At 54.8% G+C, this 21,648-nt stretch carries 19 protein-coding genes and 1 other RNA gene; 5 read left to right on the forward strand and 15 right to left on the reverse strand.

Annotation, left to right across the window (positions count from 1 at the left end):
- From Q0683_RS10810 to Q0683_RS10830, 5 genes are all read right to left on the reverse strand, one after another.
- A partial coding sequence (locus Q0683_RS10810) for a SpoIID/LytB domain-containing protein (RefSeq protein WP_298616490.1) occupies positions 1-990 on the reverse strand: 990 nt, incomplete at its 3' end.
- 129 nt (positions 991-1,119) lie between these two features.
- Positions 1,120-2,190, reverse strand: a complete 1,071-nt coding sequence (locus Q0683_RS10815) for a glycosyltransferase family 4 protein (protein ID WP_298616494.1) — start codon at positions 2,188-2,190, stop codon at positions 1,120-1,122.
- Between the two features lie 14 nt (positions 2,191-2,204).
- Positions 2,205-3,152, reverse strand: coding sequence for a F0F1 ATP synthase subunit gamma (locus tag Q0683_RS10820; protein WP_298616497.1), 948 nt, complete (start codon positions 3,150-3,152; stop codon positions 2,205-2,207).
- 62 nt (positions 3,153-3,214) lie between these two features.
- Positions 3,215-4,186 (reverse strand): hypothetical protein, encoded by a 972-nt coding sequence (locus tag Q0683_RS10825; RefSeq protein WP_298616500.1) that lies wholly within the window; start codon positions 4,184-4,186, stop codon positions 3,215-3,217.
- A 156-nt stretch (positions 4,187-4,342) separates the two neighbouring features.
- Complete coding sequence (locus tag Q0683_RS10830; protein ID WP_298977692.1) at positions 4,343-4,927, reverse strand: GerMN domain-containing protein; 585 nt, start codon at positions 4,925-4,927, stop codon at positions 4,343-4,345.
- A 147-nt stretch (positions 4,928-5,074) separates the two neighbouring features.
- Between Q0683_RS10830 and Q0683_RS10835 the strand changes: the two genes are divergently transcribed.
- Complete coding sequence (locus tag Q0683_RS10835) at positions 5,075-5,320, forward strand: DUF6439 family protein (protein ID WP_298616506.1); 246 nt, start codon at positions 5,075-5,077, stop codon at positions 5,318-5,320.
- Here Q0683_RS10835 and Q0683_RS10840 read toward each other — a convergent pair.
- A complete protein-coding gene (locus Q0683_RS10840) occupies positions 5,317-5,826 on the reverse strand; it encodes a metal-binding protein (protein ID WP_298616511.1) in 510 nt (169 codons plus the stop codon). The genes Q0683_RS10835 and Q0683_RS10840 overlap by 4 nt on opposite strands.
- A 253-nt stretch (positions 5,827-6,079) precedes the next feature.
- Here Q0683_RS10840 and Q0683_RS10845 point away from each other — a divergent pair, with 253 nt between their 5' ends.
- Complete coding sequence (locus Q0683_RS10845) at positions 6,080-7,879, forward strand: N-acetylmuramoyl-L-alanine amidase (RefSeq protein WP_298977697.1); 1,800 nt, start codon at positions 6,080-6,082, stop codon at positions 7,877-7,879.
- Here the strand turns inward: Q0683_RS10845 and ssrA are convergent.
- The 3 genes from ssrA to Q0683_RS10860 form a co-directional block, all read right to left on the reverse strand.
- Positions 7,877-8,262: a transfer-messenger RNA gene (gene ssrA / locus Q0683_RS10850) on the reverse strand. The two genes, Q0683_RS10845 and ssrA, sit on opposite strands and share 3 nt — an antisense overlap.
- A 54-nt stretch (positions 8,263-8,316) precedes the next feature.
- Entirely contained in the window at positions 8,317-10,020 is a 1,704-nt protein-coding gene (locus Q0683_RS10855; RefSeq protein WP_298977700.1) for a helicase HerA domain-containing protein, read from the reverse strand.
- A 70-nt stretch (positions 10,021-10,090) separates the two neighbouring features.
- On the reverse strand, positions 10,091-10,855 hold the full coding sequence (locus Q0683_RS10860; protein WP_298617441.1) for a TPM domain-containing protein: 765 nt from the start codon (positions 10,853-10,855) through the stop codon (positions 10,091-10,093).
- Positions 10,856-11,093: 238 nt separating this feature from the next.
- Between Q0683_RS10860 and Q0683_RS10865 the strand changes: the two genes are divergently transcribed.
- Positions 11,094-11,306, forward strand: a complete 213-nt coding sequence (locus Q0683_RS10865) for a DUF2949 domain-containing protein (RefSeq protein WP_298977703.1) — start codon at positions 11,094-11,096, stop codon at positions 11,304-11,306.
- Positions 11,307-11,321: 15 nt separating this feature from the next.
- Here the strand turns inward: Q0683_RS10865 and Q0683_RS10870 are convergent, their stop codons facing one another.
- From Q0683_RS10870 to mrdA, 3 genes are all read right to left on the reverse strand, one after another.
- Complete coding sequence (locus tag Q0683_RS10870) at positions 11,322-13,424, reverse strand: M3 family metallopeptidase (RefSeq protein WP_298977705.1); 2,103 nt, start codon at positions 13,422-13,424, stop codon at positions 11,322-11,324.
- A gap of 7 nt (positions 13,425-13,431) precedes the next feature.
- On the reverse strand, positions 13,432-14,406 hold the full coding sequence (locus Q0683_RS10875) for a M23 family metallopeptidase (RefSeq protein WP_298977708.1): 975 nt from the start codon (positions 14,404-14,406) through the stop codon (positions 13,432-13,434).
- A gap of 77 nt (positions 14,407-14,483) precedes the next feature.
- On the reverse strand, positions 14,484-16,262 hold the full coding sequence (mrdA, locus tag Q0683_RS10880) for a penicillin-binding protein 2 (RefSeq protein WP_298615355.1): 1,779 nt from the start codon (positions 16,260-16,262) through the stop codon (positions 14,484-14,486).
- A 117-nt stretch (positions 16,263-16,379) separates the two neighbouring features.
- Here mrdA and Q0683_RS10885 point away from each other — a divergent pair, with 117 nt between their 5' ends.
- Both Q0683_RS10885 and hisF read left to right on the forward strand, forming a co-directional pair.
- Positions 16,380-17,039 carry a hypothetical protein gene (locus Q0683_RS10885; RefSeq protein ID WP_298615353.1) on the forward strand — a complete coding sequence of 220 codons (660 nt, stop codon included), beginning with the start codon at positions 16,380-16,382 and terminating at the stop codon, positions 17,037-17,039.
- 15 nt (positions 17,040-17,054) lie between these two features.
- Entirely contained in the window at positions 17,055-17,879 is an 825-nt protein-coding gene (gene hisF, locus Q0683_RS10890) for an imidazole glycerol phosphate synthase subunit HisF (RefSeq protein ID WP_298615351.1), read from the forward strand.
- On the opposite strand, the gene Q0683_RS10895 is transcribed toward hisF, so the two are convergent.
- The 3 genes from Q0683_RS10895 to rpsT all read right to left on the reverse strand — a co-directional run bounded on the left by Q0683_RS10895 (position 17,854) and on the right by rpsT (position 21,639).
- Positions 17,854-20,292: a phosphoketolase gene (locus Q0683_RS10895; RefSeq protein WP_298615349.1), complete on the reverse strand. Its 2,439-nt coding sequence runs from the start codon at positions 20,290-20,292 to the stop codon at positions 17,854-17,856. The genes hisF and Q0683_RS10895 overlap by 26 nt on opposite strands.
- A 247-nt stretch (positions 20,293-20,539) precedes the next feature.
- A complete protein-coding gene (locus tag Q0683_RS10900; RefSeq protein WP_298977714.1) occupies positions 20,540-21,337 on the reverse strand; it encodes a TatD family hydrolase in 798 nt (265 codons plus the stop codon).
- Between the two features lie 5 nt (positions 21,338-21,342).
- On the reverse strand, positions 21,343-21,639 hold the full coding sequence (gene rpsT, locus Q0683_RS10905; RefSeq protein ID WP_298615344.1) for a 30S ribosomal protein S20: 297 nt from the start codon (positions 21,637-21,639) through the stop codon (positions 21,343-21,345).
- Positions 21,640-21,648: the final 9 nt, after the last annotated feature.

A 21,648-nucleotide genomic window follows, 5' to 3' on the forward strand; every position in this document is an offset into this window, starting at 1 on the left:
TTGCGATAGACTCGCCCCTGGATAGTAGGTTGCTAAAATTTGCAGGTGGTTGTAGCCACGCCGGCCCAGCTCATAGGCTCCCATTTGACTCATCCCCCGCCCGCCAAAGACTTCCCGCACAATGTCGTTGGTTGCTGCATACATTGAAACTAGGATTCGTCCGCTTTTAGTGAGGACAATGCCCCGTGTGGCCTGAACTGCCGCTTGCGTGGTATTCCACTCTGTTTCAATCCCACGATACACTTGCCAGCGCTCATCGTTCCCCAGATCAAAAAAGCGGCTAGCGGGTTGAACCATTTGGGCAAGGGCATAGGAACGGGCGGCGATCGCTTGGGCTTTCAGGGTTTCCATGGGCCAGTCGGGATAGACCTCTGCACCGACAACACTCACTAAGTATTGTTCTAGATCTACTTGGTTGACGGCTGTAACTGTGTTTCCCTGAGCAATGAAGCGGACGACGCCCCGATACCATCTATCGCCGACAAACGTGAGTTGATTCCTAGGGCGAATCCAGAGGGAGGGGGCAAGGGGTTGACCATTCCAGAGCAAAAAGCCATCGCGGGCTGTCACCACAGCGCCTTGGGAAGGGGCAAGCTGTGTCATCACTTGCTGTTGATCATTGGTAACGGCGGTGGTGACGGTGGTGCCAATGGTGAGTTGGGGCTGATTACGGGCGATCGCCACCCGCACTTGAGGGGCAGGGCCTTGACTTGGGGGCACCGGCTTGAGGGCAGGAGGAGGGACGGTGGGCAGGATGGTCTTAGCAGAGGTGGAGATGGGGGTTGCCGAAGGGGGGGCTTGACTGCCTAGCGGCGCCAGTAGAGGATCACGGCCATCCAAAATTGGCCGCGGCAGAGGCCGTTGGGGTTGAATCGGATCAGGTAAAGACACCGGTTCTGAAGGAGCAACAGAGGTTGGGGATAAGCTCCGTAAAAGCCAGATTCCTAGGCCAGCACTGGCAATTGTTGCCATGGCAAAGGAAGTGAGCAAGGTTGAGTATCCTCGCTTTGCTCCGGGAAACAGAACCTCGCCCATTCAGGTTTTCCCTCCACTCACACCTTGGCCTATTGTATAGGGTGGCAGAGGGGAGTGCAGCACTGGCCATGCCAGTTTACTAAGCTAGGCTTGAGACAACACTGCCACCTGCTGTAGCCACTGTTCCACCCTATCCCCATACACCGCTAAGCTATACTCCTGTTCTGCCTGTTGGCGGCAGGCGGCGCGATCAATTTGATCAATTTTGCCAATGGCGGCAATTAAGGCTTCAACAGAATCAGGAGTAACGAGAAACCCCGTCTGACCATCGCGGATAATTTCCCTAGGCCCACCGCGATCGTAGGCAATCACGGGAACGCCGCAGGCAAGGCTCTCAATAACCACATTGCCAAAGGCTTCCACCCAGCGGGAGGTCAGCAGGAGAGCGCGACACCGCCGCAAGCGTGCCTGCATTTCCCGTGTGGGGAAAAATCCCAGGTATTCAATGGGGGCATCGGGGTAGTCAGTTTGAATCCGCTGCCAATAGTCATGATCTTGCAGTTGTCCCATGATCTTCAAAGGGGTACGGGTGACATTGACGGCAGCGACGGCATCTTCTAGTCCCTTTTCGGGGGCAATGCGCCCCAGCCAGCACAGGGCATCCTCCGGCTCTGCACAAAAGTCATAGAGCGAAAGATCAAGACCGCTGCCCAAACAGACACAGCGATCGCCAAAGGGAAAGGTGGCGGCTTGGGTACGGGTATAGACAGCAATGGTGCCCGGATACCGATCAAGGACATCCGCGATCGCCCGATCCATGACATCCGCGACCGAGGCCATACTGACCAGATGCCCCACCGGCCGACTTAAAAAAGGCGTCAGATAAAAGGGCAACCAGTCGTAGGCAAAATTGACAATGACATCAAATTGGTCTTGGAGCTGCCGCACCCGTATCCACATATTGGCTAACACACTATGGGGCGGCAGCATAATTGGTTGGTCGCGGGTTTGATGCTGGGCGGGCACCTGAAGGGCACCTGGTACTTCCTCAATTGTTGCCGCCACAGGCAGGTGGGAACCCTCAGGAGCAAGGATGTAAACGGTGTGCTGGCGATCGCCCAAAGCCTGAGCCATGTTGAGAATCGTCAACTCCACACCGCCCCCTTTTCCGCTGCCCAGAGGGCCAACCGAAGTGGCAACAAAGAGGAGTTTCAAAGGACAACTCCCCCCTAACGGAGAGCTTCTGCGCCAGCGACCACTTCCAGAATCTCTTGGGTAATGGCGGCTTGGCGAGCTTTGTTGTAGGAGAGGGTGAGAGTACCAATTAGGGCTTGGGCATTGTCACTGGCGTTATTCATTGCCGTCATGCGTGCTGCCAATTCCGAGGCAGCAGCCTCTTGCAGTGCCCGTAGCAATTGGTTGTTCAAGTATAGAGGCAGGAGAGCATCGAGAATTTGCACAGGATCCTGCTCAAAAATCATGTCAGAGGGTAGAGCAGGCAATGTGGAAGCCACCTTCTCACGATTGACCTGTAGTTGGGAGCCACGGGTGGTCAGGCGGAAAATTTCATCATCAGCAGTCTCTAGCCCCTGAGGATCTAAGGGCAGCAGGGTCTGAACCACGGGTTTTGAACTAATGAGGGAGACAAACTTAGTGTAGATAAGCTCCACCCGATCCACTGTTTCCGAGAGAAAGAGTGAGAGCAATTCACTGGCAATTTGACCTGCTTCACTGGCAGAGGGGATTTGCTCGAGGCCAGAATAGACGGCATCAATGGGATAATTGCGGCGCTGGAAGTATTGAGCAGCTTTGCGACCAACAATCACCAGCGTATATTTGACGCCTTCAGCTTCAAGTTCTTGGATCCGTTCCCTAGCGCGACGGATAACGTTGGCGTTGTAACCACCGCACAGACCGCGATCGCCCGTCACCACTAACAGCGCCACTGTCTGCACAGGACGCTTGGCTAACAAAGGTAAATCCACATCCTGAAAGCGTAGCCGAGTTTGCAAGCTATACAGCACCTGCGCCAAGCGATCGGCAAAGGGACGACTCGCCATCACCTGCTCTTGGGCACGGCGAACTTTGGCTGCCGCCACGAGGCGCATCGCTTCGGTAATCTTGCGGGTATCTTTAATTGTTTTAATGCGATCGCGAATAGCTTTGAGATTGGGCACGGTAATCTAAACTCCTAAGCAAAGCGTCCCTGCCCTAAGATTTTAGCCCAGAGGGGGATCGCCTAAGCAGTCTTTTCACTGGCGGTTGATCTCCCCTTAGCGACAACCGTTGTGATCACCGGAACCGCCAAGGCAGCCACAGGCGGCACGATGCGGCCAATAGGCTGAGGGAAATTTAAGCTCACACTCAAGGCAGAAACTACAGTTGCTGCAATGCCACTCATCCAGAGCACTGTGTCGCGCCGCCGTTGTTGGCGCTTCAGTTGGTGATTTTCTTGGGCTGCAAGGGTCAGTTCCGTAGGGACAACGGTTGAGGATGGGCTGCGCAGAGCTTCTAAATCTTGCCGAAGGATGTGTAGTTCATTTTGGGCTTGGGCAAATTCTTCTTGCAGGCGATCGCGCTCCCTTTCCACTTGGGCAAGCTGCCGCGTTATCTGCGCTAGTTGTTGGGCGAGGCCGGCCTCTGGAGGGTTACCGAGAAGGGCTGGATCCTCTAAAGGAGCTGCTGGTGAAGCAGCCAACACCGTCTCTAGCTGTTGTTCGAGAGCGGCTTTTTCAACTTGTAGTGAAGCAAGTTGATTTTGGAGCGCTTCAATTTGCGAGACTTGGGATTGCAGTGTGGCAACTTGACTTTGCAGTTCGTGAATCTGGGAGACTTGAAGTTGCAGTGTTGCCAGTTGCTGCTGAAGCTCGTCCTGCTGAATGAGAGCCTGTGCCAGTTCCTGTTCAAGATTTTGCCGCAGGCCGCTCAAGTAAGCGTTTTCTTCACGGAGGCGGGCAAGATCTTGGCTGAGTTGATCCCGTTGCTGTTGAACGTTGTTCAGTTCTGCAGTGAGCCGGCTCATTTGCTCCTGTAAGGCTTCGTTTTGGGCGATCGCCCGCTGTTCTGCGGTACCGGTGAGCAACTCCAATTCTGCCGTCAAAGAATTGAGATCGATATTCTGTGCGGGAGGCTCGTCCAACTCACCCAAATCCCTGATGATGCTTTCGAGTAGGTCATCGGGTTGGTTGCTAGGGGGTTCTGGACTGGCCATGCTCCTGATACCTGTGCAAGTGCTAAGAATTGCTCCAATTATAGCGATCGCTGTCCCTATCCTCTAGACTAGATAGTATTTATCTAGGTTTAGTCAAATAATTTTGGCAGTAGATGAGCAGGGTTGCAATTCCAACCTTCTCAGACTGGCTTGGCACTATTGGGTGCGCAGGGCAAAGGCTGTTTGAAAGTCTTGACGGGTCATGGGTTGTGTCACCTCTAGTCCCTCGCCTCCCAGTACACGCAGCGGCTCACCGCCAACGGAAATCCACACAGGGGCATTGGGATCACTGGCCGTTGCTGTGTAGAGTATTTGTCCTAGACGCGCTTGCATTGAAGCACTTCCACCCCCTTTTGTAAACTCTGGGGAGAGATCGATATGAATGCCATCGGCTTTAACTTCTACACGGTTGACACGGGTATTGTCTGGAATACTGGTGGTGACATCGCGATTGGCAGGCCCGGCCAAAAGCCGCTCCAGACGAGATTGGATAAAGAGTTCGGGTCGCGCTGCCGGCGCATTGAGACGTACTGTGGAGGGCACTAAAACTAGTCTGTCTCCTTCATTTTTAACCCAAAAGAGTTGGGTTTCCTGTTGCTGGGCAACTTCCGCTGAATTGGGAACTGTATTTCTCTGTTGGGGCGGACTCAAGGTTAACCATGCCGCTGTCCCAGCCGACGCAAGGCCAATCACAGCCAGCACAATCAAGGCAGGGCGGGAGCGGGTGACTTTTGCGACCATCGCGATCTCTCCTTGGCGGGGTGCACCTGCTTCTACTTTAGACGCCATCATTCCAAGGTAAGGTTCCAGTCTCCATCGGGTTAGAGGTAGCCAGAAACTGCTTAAGCTATAAGGGATAGCGTTTTGTATTTTTCGTAACTTCAAATTATGCTGCAAACAACGCCTTGTGCTGAAGAACTGGCCACTGCTCTCCTTGATGCAGTTAGGATTGCGCCTCAAGATTGGCATCGCCTGAAGGGAAATCGCCGTGCCCGTGCTCTTGAACAAGCGGCTGCCGCCCTTGTTTATCTCCTGAAGGAAAATGAGGCGGAAGCACTGGCGCATTTGCAACAGGCCGTGGGTTGGCTTGATCACTCCATTAGTGCGCCCCCTTGCCCTACCCACCACCATTAGCGCTGCCAGCGTCGCCACCGGGAAACCACAAAATCGCTGGTGAGATGGAGCAGTGCCGATAGCTCTAAGCCAAGGGCGATCGCGACTCCCCATCGCCAATCTATTCCCTGCCAGCGACGTAACCATTCCTGTAGGAGGGGAAGCTGTCCGGTGAATGAGGCGACTCCGGCCACAAAACCCAGTCCTAACCCCAGCCAAAGGCTTAGATAGAGCAAGCGGATCACGGTGCCCACCACTGGGCCATGGGTCCAAAATGAGCGATGCGAAAACGCTTTTTGGTAAGGGAGCCAGATTCCCCGTAGCCAGCCCCAACGGTAGTAGGGCAATGAAAGCGTATCGAGGTCGGGACTGAGGAGAAAGCCGCCAATACCAAAGCTACTGCTAACCACCACGCCCCAAGCCCAATCGCGGCTGAGCGCACCGGCTGTGAAGCCCACAAGGGGCATGCCGATCCAAGTCAGGCGATCGTGGGTACGGCCACTGGGCATTGATGACTCCGCAGACATTTCCTCGGGCAAACCTACGAAAAAGTGGTCTAGATCATGCAATCGGAGAACTCATTGACTTGAGCGTGCGTCTAAGTGGACTTGAACCAAGCTGAAATTTGAATCTGAACAAGGGCGATCGCGCAAACCTAAATCGCAGGCTATGCCAGTTCCCATACCTGTCCCCGATCAAGTATGCTGAGCACGCTTGCTTAAGCGGCTTGGCCAGCCAACTGGGTAGTGCGTTGTGCATCGCTGGTGGAGGAAGCGTGAGATGGATCAACCGTGGCGTTCGTGGCAATCGCGAGCTGTGATGAGTGTTCTATGGGCACCCACCGCTGCATTGATCATGGCTCAGCCCGCTTCGGCCGGCCGCCTGCAATTGTGGCGACTCAATCCGGCCACCAATCAACTGGAAATTCGCACAGAACGAGGAGTTCAACCCCGTGCTGAGTTGGTTTACAATCCAACCCGCCTTGTGATTGATTTGCCCGGTGTGGTTCTCGGTAGCCCCCAGATCACTCAAAACTATAGTGGTGCCATTCGCCAAGTACGAGTTGCCCAGTTTGACCCCCAAACCACCCGGATTGTGGTGGAGTATGCGGCTGGTTTGACCATTGACCCCCAGCAAGTGCGCTTCCGAGGGGTAACAGCTAATAACTGGTTGGTGCAACTGCCCACACCACAGCAACAAACAGTTTCGTTACCGCCTCCTCCATCCCCTTCTCCTCCCAGCTCTCCGCCGGTGACACCTACAGGGCCACTGCAAATACGCAGTTGGCGGGCAGATGATACGGGTTTTCTCGTGCTGGCCGATCGCCCCCTGCCCGAAGGCAGTTACACCATTCGCCGCCCGCGGCGCGATCGCCTTGAAATTCTCCTCAGCAATAGTGAACTCATTCGCAACTTTAGTCCTCGGCGTCTGGAGTTACGCCGCTTTGGGCGGGATCGCGTTCGCGCTGAGGTGCGACCCCAAGGCAATCGCCAAGTGCAAATTCTCCTCGACATTGACCCCCAAGAGGCCGATTGGCAAGTTTCTCCTCACAATGACGGCTTTGTGATTGTGCCCTCAACCACGGCAATTGCACCGCCCCCCCCGACGGCTCCACCATCGCCCCAACGACCCAGGGGGATTCCCCCCGCTAGTGCTCAACCCCCCGTTACAACGATTCAGCGTGTTGATCTAGGGGGACGGGAGTTGCTGATTCAGGGCGATCGCACCATTTTTTATAGCGTGGGTTGGGAGGGCGATCGCTATCGCATTCGCTTACGCCAAGCCCGGTTGGGTAGCCAAGTCCGAGAACCCTATCTTGCCACCGGCAGCCCCCTCAGCAATATTGAATTTCGCCAAGAGGAGAACCAGATTGTTTCTATTTTGTTGACCCCTGCCCCCAACTTCCGGATTCTCGGTCCCCGCCCCCTCTCCGCGGAATCCTTTGTGGTGCAAATCCAAGGGGTGAATGACTCGCCAACCAGTGCTCCTACCCCCATTGATGTGCCCGCTACAGCGACAACTCAACCCGTACCCCGTGGCCGTTTTGTGGTGGTCATTGATCCGGGTCATGGGGGCAGTGATCCGGGAGCAATCGGCATTGGCGGCATTCGTGAAAAGGACATTGTTTTGGATGTGGGTCTGCAAGTTGCCCAATTTTTGCAGCAGCAGGGAGTACAGGTGATAATGACCCGCACGACAGATATAGATTTAGACCTAGCGCCACGGGTGGCGATTGCGGAACGGGCACGCGCCAATGCCTTTGTGAGCATTCACGCCAATGCCATTAGTTTGGCTCGCCCCGATGTCAATGGCCTAGAGACCTACTTTGCCCCCGGACGTTCAAGTCGCTTGGCCTCTGCGATTCACAACAGGATTCTCAATTCTCTAAATATCCGCGATCGCGGAGTCAGAGCTGCCCGCTTCTATGTCATCCGCAATACGTCAATGGATTCTGCCCTTGTCGAGATCGGCTTTGTTACAGGTGCAGAGGACGCCGCCAATTTCCAAAATCCTGCTTGGCGGACGCAAATGGCACAGGCGATCGCCCAAGGTATCCTCAGCTTTTTGCAGGGGCGTTAATGGAGCTGACGGGAGTCGAACCCGTGTCCGCCCTAGCTATTCGCCGACTGCTCCTTCACAGGCTTAGCCTTTCTCACCCTCAGGCGGGAACTGTTCCTTATCCCGAACAGTAGGATGCTCTGGTAGAGTCTTTGCTAAGCAGCCCACCAGAGAGAGCTGCCTAGCGCATCCGTTGGGGTTTACCCGCTGCCCTTAACGGAGTCGGACAACGAGTGCTCGAACCTGTTTAGAGGTCTTAGGCTACCGCAGCAGCTTTACGAGCGAAAGGAACGATGTTGTTCGCAGTTACTTTTGGTTTGGACTTTGGATTAACGAGAGATAGTCCACTCTCGGCCTGCGTCACAGCCCAACTTTCACTAGGACGTCGAAGCCGTTTCAGCCCCATGCATAGAGCTACTTTTAAGCTAGCGTATTTTCTTGAACTTGACAACAGGTGATCATTCGAGCGATCGCCGGCCAAGGGTGTGCGGTTTTGCGCGTGGTGCCGGTCCTGCCATTGCCCCCATGCGCTCCAACTGTTTGTGTTTGGCAAAATACTCCTTCCACAGGGCAGGGGCATCCAGTGTGTCACCCCCGTGGGTAGTCAAGCGTTGCCGTACCCGACAGAGAACCGGTGTATTCACACAGGCGCCGGCAATAATCACTTGGCCTTTACTGAGGGCAGGCAGTTCTTTGAGCAAATCCCGCCCCGCTGCTTCTACTCCATGTTTAAGACTCTCTTGATCCACGGGATTGACAATCCGCAGAATAAACTGGCTCATACACTGGGAAAGCACATCGCTGTCCAGTTTGCCCGGCCGCTGGGTAATCAGTCCCACCCCCAGTCCAAATTTACGCCCCTCGCTGAGGATTGTGCGCAATACCTGCTTACACTGGGAGGGTTCATGGGCAGGGGCAAACCGATGCGCTTCCTCAATCAAAATAAAGACTGGGTAGGGGAGGTACTGCTCATCTCCTTCTAACACGTGGTTTTTGTGGGTATTCATGCGAGCGTGGTTTGTTTGGCGCAAAATGGCCGTGGCAATGACCTGCTGCTCCTCCAAGGGAATCTCGTTCATTTCTAGAATGGTCACTTGGCCTGGGGCGAATAACTTTTGCGGGGGCAAGTGTTCACAGGTATGGAAATAGCTAGAACGTTGCATTTTTTCCAACTTCCAAGCTAGGGCATCAGCAGAAGACCCCTGCTTGAGATTCCCCTCCTCATCCTCCACCCGATCCACGCGATAGACAGCGTTAATCAAGTCCTGGGTACTCCAATGATGGTTTCTATAGGTACGGCGCACTTCATCGTAGGCTTTTTTGAGAATGGCCTGCTGGCGATCGCTCATCGGGGGAAGCAGCGTGAGAATATCGTAGAATTCAAGGGAAGAAACCCGTATTTTAATCTCCTTTGGCCCAATAAGGTTGACCTGAGGCTGATAGCCATCCTTATCCCTAAAGGCTTGATGTCCCCTCAGCTGTGTCAGGGTATGGTATTCCCCGTGGGGGTCGAGAATGAGCACTGCAGCTCGATTTTTGGGCGACAGCAACTCCTCCACCAAGACACCTGCTGTATAGGACTTGCCCGACCCTGTTCCGGCAAGGATGGCCACATGGGTACTCACCAGTTCTTTGACATCGAGGGCAATGGGCACCGCCCCCTCCTCTCGCAACAACAGCGAACCAATGTGGGCAGCCCCCTCCTCCTCTGGCTTTTTCTTGTTGAGAACGTGCCGCAGCAGTTCGTTGTCCGCTAGATAGACCTTCGCACCGGGCAAGGGGAGCCGCCGCAGATTGTTGAAGCCAAACACGGGGTGAAATTCCCCAATCACTTCTACGGTCATTTCATAGAGTTCTGCCGGTTCACAGGTAAAACCAATCAGCGCCGCCACTGTGCCGGGATTCAGTTCATAATCGGCAAACATTCGATCCGGCAGATGCTCAATGAGACGGCAGCCAGTAATTTTGCCCAAGACTTGGTGAACAGTACCCGTGGCAGAATTCGCACTTTCATTTGGGCGATCGCTCAATTCATAGTAAACAAATTCACCAATACGTGCCGGTTGAGGGTCAGCAGTAATAAACATGTACTCACTGCCGGTCTCCCCAGGACCTTTAACAATGCCAACAATGGTGCGGCAGGAATTGTGATTGGCAATCATTGCCCAAGATGGCTAGCGGTGTGTTTAACTTCAATCCTAAGCAATTTTCTAATCAGGTGTAGGAAAGGTTCTATTCCTCCAGCACGGGCGGCGGCAGACTAGGGCTAGGAATTAAAAAGGCAACAATTGCACCAAGAGCAAAACCGGCAACATTGCGCAGAATCGGGAGCCACTCTTGGGTGCGCGCCAGCACAGGCCCCAAACCAAAGACAAAGAAAAGCATCCCCCACAGTGGCGAAAAGAGGAGAATCCACTTCCAAGCCACTTTTTGATCGGCACGGCGGGGACGGGCAACAAAGCCCAAAATAATACCCCCAAAGATGGACGTGGCAAGGGTGAGCACCCACTGTTCTTGGGGCAGTCCCGGTACAGCGCGACATCCCCCCTGGGCGAGGCAGGTTTCAATAGCATGGAGGGATTGCAGGATCGCCTGATCTTCGCCGTTGTCACGCACAAAGTATTGATTGCCAAAACGGGTTTGCAACTCGACCCAAAAGGTGCGCTGGAGAACGCGGTAGGCGGTGTCACCGACATTAAAGTTCAAAAGATTGCCACCACGGGTATCGGCCACCAGCAGAATACTGCGATCGTCCAGATCCCAAAAATCCCGTACTGCTAAGCCGGGGGTGCGATCGTATTGGGTAAGGACGCGCAGCTTCCACCCCGTCTGTGCTTCAAAGTCTGCTAGTTCGCTGTCGAGGCGTTCTCTTTGAACCGGTGTGAGAATTTGGGCGAGGTCAATGACATTCGTAGGCGACGGAGGCAACAACTCTGGATTGTTGAAGCTGTGAGCAGGGGCGATCGCCCCCAGCCAGCAGAGGCTCACCAGCACCATCCCTAAACCAATTTGGCGAAGCCAGCGCCACACCTGTTGAAGCATCGTAATAAAAATTTATAAATAGGGCATCTTTTTTAATTATCTTAAGGGGATGCTGCGAAACATTGCAATCAACCCCAGCGTCTTCCCAGACAATGTGCAGCTTTTGTTAAACTCACCCTATCCTGAAAATCTCGTTGTTATACTGCAAGTCTAAAGGTTGTCCTGTCCCTGTACTGGTCACTCCTCACCGACAATGCCCTACTCTCCTCAGCTACTGCGATACCTTGAACAGGAACTGGCACTGCCGCCAGAGAGTATTGCCATGGCTTTGCGTCAGTGGCAACAGCAGCGGGGATCGCTGCCGATTATTCTTTGGCAGTATGGATTGATTACGCTGGAGCAGTTGGATCGGATTTTTGAGTGGCTAGATCAAACGCGAGGCGATCGCCTGCCCACCTCCTCATAGGGATTGCAGAACGGCTCAACGGCATAACCCCCGTTGCCGTAGTAGGGGTTCGGTGATAGGTTCGCGGCCTCGGAAGGCCTTGAAAATCTCCATGGGGGGCTGGCTGCCGCCAAGGGCAAGCACCGTGTCGCGATAGCGTCGTCCCATTTCAGCAACGGCCTGCTCGTTGTCCAGACCCACTTCCTCAAAGGCAGCAAAGGCATCGGCGCTCAGAACCTCTGCCCAAAGATAGCTGTAGTATCCCGCTGCATAGCCGCCGGCAAAAATGTGGCTAAAACTACACAGAAAGGCATCTTCTGGCAGAGGGGGTAGAATCATTGTGGTCTGCGCTAAGCGATCGCGCACCTGCTGGGGCGTTTCCCCCTGACCTGGTTGATAGCGATGGTGCAGTTCTAGATCCAACAAGCTAAAGTGCAATTGCCGTAAGAGGGCGCTCCCTGCGCGATAGGTACGGGCAGCAACCAGCTTTTCGTAGTAGTGCTCTGGCAGCGGCTCCCCCGTTTCATAGTGCCGTGCCATGCCAAAAAGGGTGGGACGATGGTAGCACCAATTTTCCATAAATTGGCTGGGGAGTTCAACGGCATCCCACTCCACGTTATTAATGCCCGCTGCTCCCGCTTCATCCACCCGTGTCAGCATGTGGTGCAAGCCATGACCAAACTCATGGAAGAGGGTTTCCACCTCGCCAAAGGTCATCAGGCTGGGTTTGCCATCCACAGGTGGGGTCTGATTGCAGACTAGGTAGGCCACAGGTAAACGGGTTCGCCATTCTCCCTGAATGCGATATTTGGCCCGACCAAGACAATCGTCCATCCAAGCCCCGCCTCGCTTTTCGGCAGGACGGCTGTAGGGGTCAAGGTAAAAGTGGGCAATTGTTTGGTTGTTTTCATCGAGGATGGCAAAAAAGCGGACATCGGGATGCCAAACGGGCGCTTGCCCGTCCGCTGGTACCACCGTGACACCAAAGAGCCGCTTCACTAAGCCAAATAACCCCTCAAGCACTTGGGGCAGTGGGAAATAAGGACGGAGTTCTTCATCGCTAAAGGCAAAGAGGGCTTCCCGCTGCCGTTCTGCCCAGTAGGGAATATCCCAGTGCTGGAGGTCGTGGGCTTCCGGTGCCCCTTGGGCCGCAGCAAAGGCTTTGAGTTCCTCTAGTTCCCGTCTCGCTGCCGGATAGCTCACTTGGCGCAACTCCTCTAGGAGCTTTTCCACACTGGCAACACTGTCGGCCATTTTGCCGGCAAGGCTAAGTTCAGCATAGGTGTTGAATCCCAATAACTGGGCTTCTTCTGCCCGCAGGGCAAGGATGCGCTCAAGAATTGGACGGTTATCCCACTCACCCCTACTGGCACGGGAAATATAGGCGCGATAGAGCTGCTCCCGCAAATCCCGCCGCTGGCTGTGTTGCATGAAGGGGCCATAGCTGGGAAAGTCTAAAGTGATGTGCCATGGCCCTGTTTCTGGGCTGGCGGTCTCAACGCCATCTTGGCGAGCAGTTTGCGCCGCAAGGGCAAGGAGACTAGGCGGCAGGCCGGCGACTTCATCGGGTTGAGTGAGCTTGAGGCGGAAGGCCTTGGTGGCATCTAAAAGATTGTTGGCAAACTGAGTTGATAGTTCGGCTAATTCCAGCTGAATGGCGTTGAAGCGTTCTTTGGCTGCCCCCGTCAAACTAACCCCACTGTGCTCGGCATTGCGAATAGCAGCTTCCACAATGCGTTTGCGAGCAGGGGGATAGCTCTGAAATTCCGAACTGGCAGCCAGTGTCTTGAACCCTTCATAGAGGGGGCGGGATTGTCCTAGACGGGTGTAGAACTCCACCACTTGGGGTTGGACGGCTTCGTAGGCTTGGCGCAGTTCAGGGCTGCTTTTGACAGCTGTTAGATGGTTCACAATGCCCCATGTCCAATCAAGGCGATCGCTCAGGCGTTCGAGGGGTTCCACTAGCCCTTCCCAGGTGGGCGTGAAGGATTGCTCTAGGGCCGCTAATTCTTGGCTGAGTTCCTGCAATAGTTGGCGCACCGCTGGCTCAACATGGCCCACCTGAATCTGATCAAAGGGGGGAAACCCATCGCCCCGCAAGAGGGGATTATCGGTGTAAGGGGAAGTGGCAATAACCATCGGTCTCCTAGGAACGGCGATGCGACTGCTGGCGCGTTTGGGCGATCGCCTGCTTTAACTGCGCTAATGCCAATTCTAACCGCGCTTCGGGAGCCACAGGAATCAATCCCTGCGCCGTCATTTCATGAATCTCAAAATGTAGGTGCGGGCCGGTGGAGTTGCCGGTACTGCCCACCAACCCAATGACCTCACCCTGTTTGACCCACTGACCGGGATTGACAAAAAGCTGCAAGAGGTGGGCATAAAGGGTTTGGTGCTGTTCTGGGGGGTGTTGCAAAATCACGGTGAGGCCATAGCCCCCCAGCCAGTTGGACTCAACGACACGGCCATCAAAGACCGCAAGCACGGGTGTTCCCGCCGGTGCGCCTAAATCGGTTCCCGAATGGAAGCGGCGATCGCCAAAAATGGGGTGGATGCGCCAGCCAAAGGTGGAGGTAATCGGCACCGGAAAAGGCAAAGGAAAGAGCATTTGGCCATTGTTAAGCTTCAGCCAACGCAGGGGATTAGCTCCCGGAAAGGGCTGACGCACGTAGGCCGGTGCCGTCCTATGGCCAGAAAATCCTGCATTGCTGGGGGTTGCAGCGCTTTGCAGTGCCGTTGCTAAGGGGCGAGGGCGAGCGGTCGCCAGTCGGGGAGCTGTTGGTAAAGCAGGGGAACGTGGAGCAGTTGGAGCGGAGCAAATGCTGTTGGGAATGTCCTCAGTCACAATTGCTTGACAGCCTGTGGAGCGTTCTTGGATCACCACGGGGATGGAGCGCGCGGGCTTGAGGTTTTCTAGGGGTTCACTACCCGCCGGTGGATCTACAGGTTCTGAGGAGAAAACGAGGGGATCGCTATTGATGGATTGCACAGGATTCACAAGGATCGGCGCAGCCGCTTCGGGTTCAGCAGGAATAGTCTCGGCAACACTCCGGCGAGTCCCCAAGGCCGTTGCCAATAGACCCATTGTCAGGCCAAGGGCAATGATGCGCTGCTCAATCATGAATCCCCCTATTAGACGCATTCCTTCAAATTCTAGGCGCAACCCTGGGGAATGACAATCTTGCTGCCAGCAAGGGACTAGCGATCGCGAATCTTCATGTAGGCTTGAATGACCTGCAACACCATTGGGCCACACACTGAGGCGCCACCCCCCCCAGAGTTTTCCGCAAAGGCAACAACCACAATTTCAGGCTTGTCCGCAGGGGCATAGGCCCCAAACCAAGTGTGGTGAGGACGGGGCGGGTCTTCACCGGTTCCACTTTTGCCGGCGATCGCCACTTCACCGGTGTTCAAGGCGGCACCGGTGCCGCTGGTTACCACCTGTCGCAGACCTTGGCGGAGTACTTGCACCGTAGAGGGCTTCAAATTCAACGACTGGCGCCAGCGATCGGGATTCTCAGAGGCAACCAAATGCGGACGTACTTTGTAGCCCCCATTGGCCGGTACGGCAAACATTACCGCCGCCTGAACTGGACTGACCTGCAGTGCTCCTTGACCAATGGCTGTGATGAGGGAATCCCCGTCATACCAGCCTTCACCAAAGGTTTTCTGTTTCCACTGGGGGTCGGGGACAAAGCCCGCCGCTTCCCCCGGCAAGTCAATCCCTGTCTTCGATCCCATCCCAAAGCGCCGTGCCCACTCAATGAGCGTCTCAGGTCCAATGCGGCGCGCCACTTGGCCAAAGAATGTATTACTGCTCCAGGCTAAAGCACCGGCAAAGCCCAGAGGACCAAAGCCGGCACGGTTCCAATCATGGAAGGCAAACCCACCCGAATAGAGAGCAGGATAGGTCATCAGCACTGTGTCGGGGCTAAACTTTCCCGACTCCAGACCCGCCACCGTCGTGACGATTTTGAAGGTACTGGCGGGGGGAAACCCTTGCAGAGCACGGTTGACAAAGGGAAACTGCCGCCGTTGGAGTTCCTCCCATTGGGCTTGGGTCAGGCGGCGGGCAAACCAATTGGGGTCAAAGGCAGGGTAACTGGCAAGAGCCAGAATCGAGCCATCGCGGGGATCCATAGCCACGATCGCCCCCGGCCGATTCCCCAAGGCTGCTTCGGCGGCTTTTTGCAGGTCTAGATCCACAGAAAGGGTGATGTCGTTTCCCGGTCGCGCCACCTTTTGGCCGAGAATGCGGATGACTTTGCCCTGGCCATCCACCTCCACCTGCTGACCGCCCCAGGCTCCCCGCAGAACCTTTTCATAGGTGGCCTCCACGCCCATTTTGCCCATGACATCGCCAAGGCGGTAACCCTGATCCCGACGGGCAGCCAATTCTTCCTCATTCAGTTCACCAATGTAGCCAATAATGTGGGCAGCCGTCTCGCCGTGGGGATAAAAGCGCATGGCTTCACGGTCAATTTCGACGCCCGTGAGAAAACTGCGGTGTTCTTCAAGGGCAACAATTTGGGCGGGGGTGATTCCTTGGGCAATGCGAATCAAAGAGGGAGAATTCACCCCTGCTTGTTTGACCCGCGCTTCAATTTCAGCAGCAGGGATATTGAGTACTTGCGAGAGGATTCTCACGGTCTGTGGCCAGGTGGGCTTTTTAGCTGCAAGGGGCCAGAGAAAAACGGAGTAGGAAAACTTGTTCCCCGCGAGAATCCGCCCTTTGCGATCCAGAATTTTGCCGCGCTCCGGGGGTTTAGGAATGAGGCGAATGCGGTTTTCATCGGCCATTTGGCGATTGTGATCCCCTTCAACAATTTGCAGGTAGCCCAAGCGAGTGGCGATGCCCCCCAGGAGAAATAGCGTCATGAGGGAGAGCAGTACTAAGACTCGCTCCCCTTTGCCCACTTTGCGATCGCAGGCTTGGGAGGTGAAGGAACGAGTAGGGCGGGTTTTGAGCATTGCCATAGGCGTGAGGAGTTGATGAGATCATCAGTGGTAACTCAATTGCCACTCTATCAAATGCACCCAGACCAGAGTTCGAGAATTCCGATAACCTAGAAAGGGTCTCTGTACTGCAGCTCCATGAAGCGATCGCGGACCCGTCCCCAAGTTCAAGCCCCCAGTCAAAATCTCGACTCGTTCCTCGATGTCCTCACCAATACCGTGGGGGTCATGATCTTTGTTTGCCTTTTTGCCAGTTTGACGGCGGCGGTATCTCCTGCCTTGGTGCGCACCCCCATTGCCCGCGAAACTCGCAAGCAGGTGTATTTCTTTGAGTGTCGTGAAAACCGCGCCCTGCCCCTTGAGGAGGATCAAGCTAGGGAAGCCATTGATCGCCATCTGCGGCACATCACAGAAAATCCCTTTGCAGATCTGCGCCAAATTCAGGAACAATTGGAGGCTTTTCACCACCGTACCCGCTACTACGATGTGCGCTTGAGGCTGGTTCGCAGCCAAGGACAACCGATTTTGCAAACCCTTTTTGAGCCTCGCGATCGCACCGCCGGTGAACCCTTGAGCACTCTAGAAAAACCCACCTCCAACTTTCGTCGTACCATTGATCGCCTCTCCCCCAGCCAACATTCCCTTGTCTTTTTTGTGCGTCCCGATAGCTTTGATTGTTTTCGGGCTGCCCGCGCCATTGCTTGGCGCAGTGGCTTTGATGTTGGTTGGGAACCCATGGCAGAAGACCGTGCCATTATCTTTGTCAGTGGCGGTGGTCGGCGTGTCACTGTGCAGTAGTCCCAAGGAGGCCAAATGCTTGCCAAACGAATTTTGCCCTGTTTGGATGTGAAGGCGGGTCGCGTTGTCAAGGGCGTGAACTTTGTCAACTTGCGCGATGCCGGCGATCCTGTGGAGCTGGCTCAGGCCTACAATGCCGCAGGTGCCGATGAGCTGGTGTTTCTCGATATTACAGCTACCCATGAGGAGCGCAATATCCTCATTGATGTTGTCTATCGCACAGCAGATCAGGTGTTTATTCCCCTGACGGTGGGGGGTGGCATCCAGTCCCTCACGATGATCAAAGACCTGCTAAGAGCAGGGGCGGATAAGGTGAGTCTCAACTCGGCGGCAGTGCGGCAACCCGATCTCGTGAATCAGGCCAGCGATCGCTTTGGTGCCCAGTGTATTGTTGTTGCCATTGATGCGCGACGCGACCCCCACTGTGATCCGAGCCAACCCCGTTGGCAAGTGTATGTGCGGGGTGGACGGGAAGCCACCGGGCTGGATGCCGTGGAATGGGCAGTGGAAATGGCTAAGCGGGGCGCGGGGGAACTGCTGGTGACGAGTATGGATGCCGATGGCACCCAGGCGGGCTACGACCTCGCATTGACGCGGGCGATCGCCGAGCGGGTGGAAATTCCTGTCATTGCCTCCGGGGGGGCGGGCACCTGTGAGCATATTCGCGCTGCCCTTGTGGAAGGGAAAGCAGAGGCGGCACTCTTAGCCTCGCTTCTGCACTATGGCCAACTGACGATCGCCCAAATTAAGAGCTATCTGCAGCAGCACCACGTGCCGGTGCGCCAAGAGGAACCAGAGGGGCTAGAGGATCGGGCTAAAACGGCCAAGTCCAGTGGCTAAACTCCGGCTTGTCCACACCGTGCTCGTAGGCGTAGTTGCGGGCTTCAATTTGCATGTTGCGGAATTTTTCCTTGGCATGGGCACCCGCCACCTGAAGATGGGGGAGGCGATCAATGGCATCAATGGCCAGACTAAAGCGATCAATCTCATTGTTGATGGCCAGCTCTAGGGGAGTGTTGATGTTGCCCTTTTCCTTGTAGCCGCGCACGTGCAGATTGCGGTGATTGTGGCGACGATAGGCCAAGCGGTGGATCAGCCACGGATAGCCATGGAAGTTGAAGATAATTGGGCGATCAAGGGTGAATAGGCTATCGAAGTCGCGATCGCTGAGGCCGTGGGGGTGCTCGGTTTCGGGTTGCAGCTTAAAGAGATCCACCACATTGATATAGCGAATCTTCAGCTCTGGAAACTCCTGCCGCAGAAGGGCGATCGCCGCCAACGCCTCTTGGGTGGGAATATCCCCGGCGCTGGCCATCACCAGATCCGGCTCACAGCCTTGATCATTGCTTGCCCAGTCCCAAATCCCTAATCCCTTCGTGCAGTGAACAATAGCTTGCTCCATCGTCATGTACTGTAGGTGCAACTGCTTGTCAGAAACAATCACATTCACATAGTTTTTGCTCCGCAGGCAGTGATCCGCCACCGACAGCAGGGAGTTGACATCGGGGGGCAGGTAAATCCGCGTCACCTTAGCACTCTTATTGCAGACAATATCCAAAAATCCCGGATCTTGGTGGGTAAAGCCATTGTGGTCCTGCCGCCACACCGTTGACGTAATCAACAGATTCAAAGAAGCAATATCGGCACGCCAGGAGAGTTCATTGCAAATGCTCAACCATTTGGCGTGTTGGTTAAACATCGAGTCAATCACATGGACAAAGGATTCATAGGTGGAGAAGAACCCATGCCGACCCGTGAGCAGATAGCCCTCCAGCATGCCCTCCATGGTGTGCTCACTGAGCATTTCAATGACACGACCATTGGGGGACAATTCACCGCCATCGGCATCCTCCTCAAAGTATTCCGCAATCCAGAATTTCTTACTGACCTCGTAAATAGCATTGAGTTTATTGGAGGTATTTTCATCGGGACCAAAGACGCGGAAATTGGTCATGTTATTGCGCATCACATCCCGCAGAAAGACCCCCAAGGGACGGGTATTCTCCACCTCAATTTGCGCCGGTTTCTCAACCGTAATGCCGTACTGCCGGAAGTCGGGCATTTTCAAATCCTTGCGCAGTAGTCCACCATTGGCGTGGGGATTCATGCCCATACGGTAGTTGCCCGTGGGTGCTAAAGCCTTGAGTTCAGGGCGGAATGTCCCATTCTCATCAAAGAGTTCTTCGGGACGGTAACTGCGCAGCCAGTTTTCCAAGAGCTTGAGGTTTTCAGGGTTGGTGTGGACATCAGCTAGGGGCACTTGGTGTGCTCGCCAGAAGCCTTCTACTTTGTGGCCATTCACTTCCGCAGGGCCTGTCCAACCTTTGGGGGTACGCAGCACAATCATGGGCCAACGGGGTAAGGTGGTAACCCCCTCTTCGCGCGCCGCCCGTTGAATCTCCTTAATTCTAGTCACGCAGTAGTCAAGGGTAGCCGCCATGGCTTGGTGCATTGAGGGGCGATCGGAACCTTCCACAAAGCAGGGTTCATACCCTAAGCCTCGGAAATAGTTCTCCAAATCCTGATGGGGAATCCGTGCCAGAATCGTGGGGTTGTTAATCTTGTAGCCATTCAGGTTAAGAATCGGCAAAACCGCTCCATCCCGCGCCGGATTGAGGAACTTATTGATATGCCATGAGGTGGCCAAAGGCCCCGTTTCTGCTTCACCGTCGCCAACTACTGCTGCCACAATTAAATCAGGGTTATCAAAGGCCGCACCGCAGGCATGGGAGAGGACATAGCCCAGTTCTCCCCCTTCATGAATCGAGCCGGGCGTTTCGGGGGTGCAGTGGCTACCAATGCCGCCGGGGAAGGAGAATTGCTTGAAGAATTTTTTCAGGCCCTGAGCATCCTCACTAATGTCGTGGTAAATCTCGGTGTAACTGCCCTCAAGGTAAACGGGTGCTAAGACCCCCGGTGCCCCATGGCCAGGGCCGGCAAGAAAAATCACCTCCTGTTGGTACTTTTTAATAATGCGATTGAGGTGAAGATAGCAAAAGGCCAGACCCGGACTCGCTCCCCAGTGACCGAGGAGACGTTTTTTGATGTGTTCCGGCTTGAGGGGTTCTCTAAGCAGGGGGTTATCGAGTAAATAGATCATGCCCACGGCCAGATAGTTACAGGCGCGGAAGAAGGCATCCATGGCCTCAACTTCACTCTCACTCAAGGGTTGTCCTTGAATCGTGGCGCGAGCAGGCCCAAAAGCATGAATATCATCGGTGAGTTCAGCGGGACGGGGAGGAGAGCTAACCATACAGTATCCTCGTCAAGTGAGCATGGGTATCCAGAAAATCCGCCGCGATCAATCGATCCACGGGCCAACGTATTCAAAAGAGTCCACGGCTTACTAAAAGTACTTGCTAATGAGGGACACATCCTAGACCATCGTCTTTCGCCTACAGCCCCATCCTAGGATGTTAGAAAGGTCGAGCTGGCAAATACCCTAGATCTTTTAACAACGTGGTGAAACTTTTGAGTTGAGCTGTGGAAGGGTTGGGGATTTAGAGGGCCAGTTCAGCAGGGAGGGGTAAACGAAAGAGATTACAGGCGTTGAGGGTCGTCTGCCGTTCTAATTCTAAAAGATCGCACTGTCGTAGTCGGGCGACAGCTTCGGCCACAAAACGCACATAGCTGGGTTCATTGCGTTTTTCGCCCCGTTTGGGCACAGGAGCAAGGAAGGGGCAATCGGTTTCCACAAGCAGGCGATCGCCGGGAACCATCTGTGCCGAGGCATGGATTTGTTTAGCGTTCTTAAAGGTGACCGTGCCGCTAAAGCTAATAAACAGGCCAAGGTCGAGGAACCATTCAGTTTCTTCGGGGGTACCGCCCCAGCAGTGCATTACTCCTAGAACACGCCCGCGATCGCGAGCAAATTGCTGAAGCAAATCTCGTGCGGCGGCCGCTGCCTCCCGACAGTGAATGATAACGGGGAGGTTCAACGCGTGAGCCACCTCTAACTGTGCCCAAAAGGCAGCTTCCTGCTCCTCGCGGTTTGTGGCTTTGTAAAAATCTAGACCTGTTTCGCCAATGGCTACGACCTTGGGATCACTGGCCGCAAGGCTGGCAATTTTATCTTTAAGATCGGGCTGCCACTGTTCCGTCTCCAAGGGATGCAGCCCCACGGCCATAAAGAGTTCGGGAAATTGAGCTGCAAGGCGTTGGATAGTGGGAAATTCCCTGGGTTCAACGCAGGAATGTACCAGCCCCACCACCCCCGTCGATCGCCAGCGCTCAGCCACTGCCTCCAGATCGGGCGCGTACTCCGGAAAGTTGAGATGGACGTGGGTATCCACCAACATGGGGATTAGGCAGCCGGTTGCAGCGTTTTGCTCAGGATACGGGCTAGACGGGCTTTCCGACGGGCACCGGTGTTGCGATGGAGAACGCCGCGCTTTACGGCTTTGTCAATTTTGCTGTAGGCCAAGTTCATTCTGTGGTGCACTTCTGCTAGCTTTTCTGGGGTTGGCTCAGCACTATACTCACTCACGGCCTTCAAAAAGTTTTTAATCAGTGTCCGCACCGCCGAGCGATAGGCTTTGTTACGCAGACGGTTGCGCTCGGCAATTTGGGCACGTTTAGCGGCAGATTTAATGTTAGCCACAGGTCACCT

It is taken from the genome of uncultured Thermosynechococcus sp. (genome assembly GCF_938074695.1).
Lineage (GTDB): Bacteria > Cyanobacteriota > Cyanobacteriia > Thermosynechococcales > Thermosynechococcaceae > Thermosynechococcus.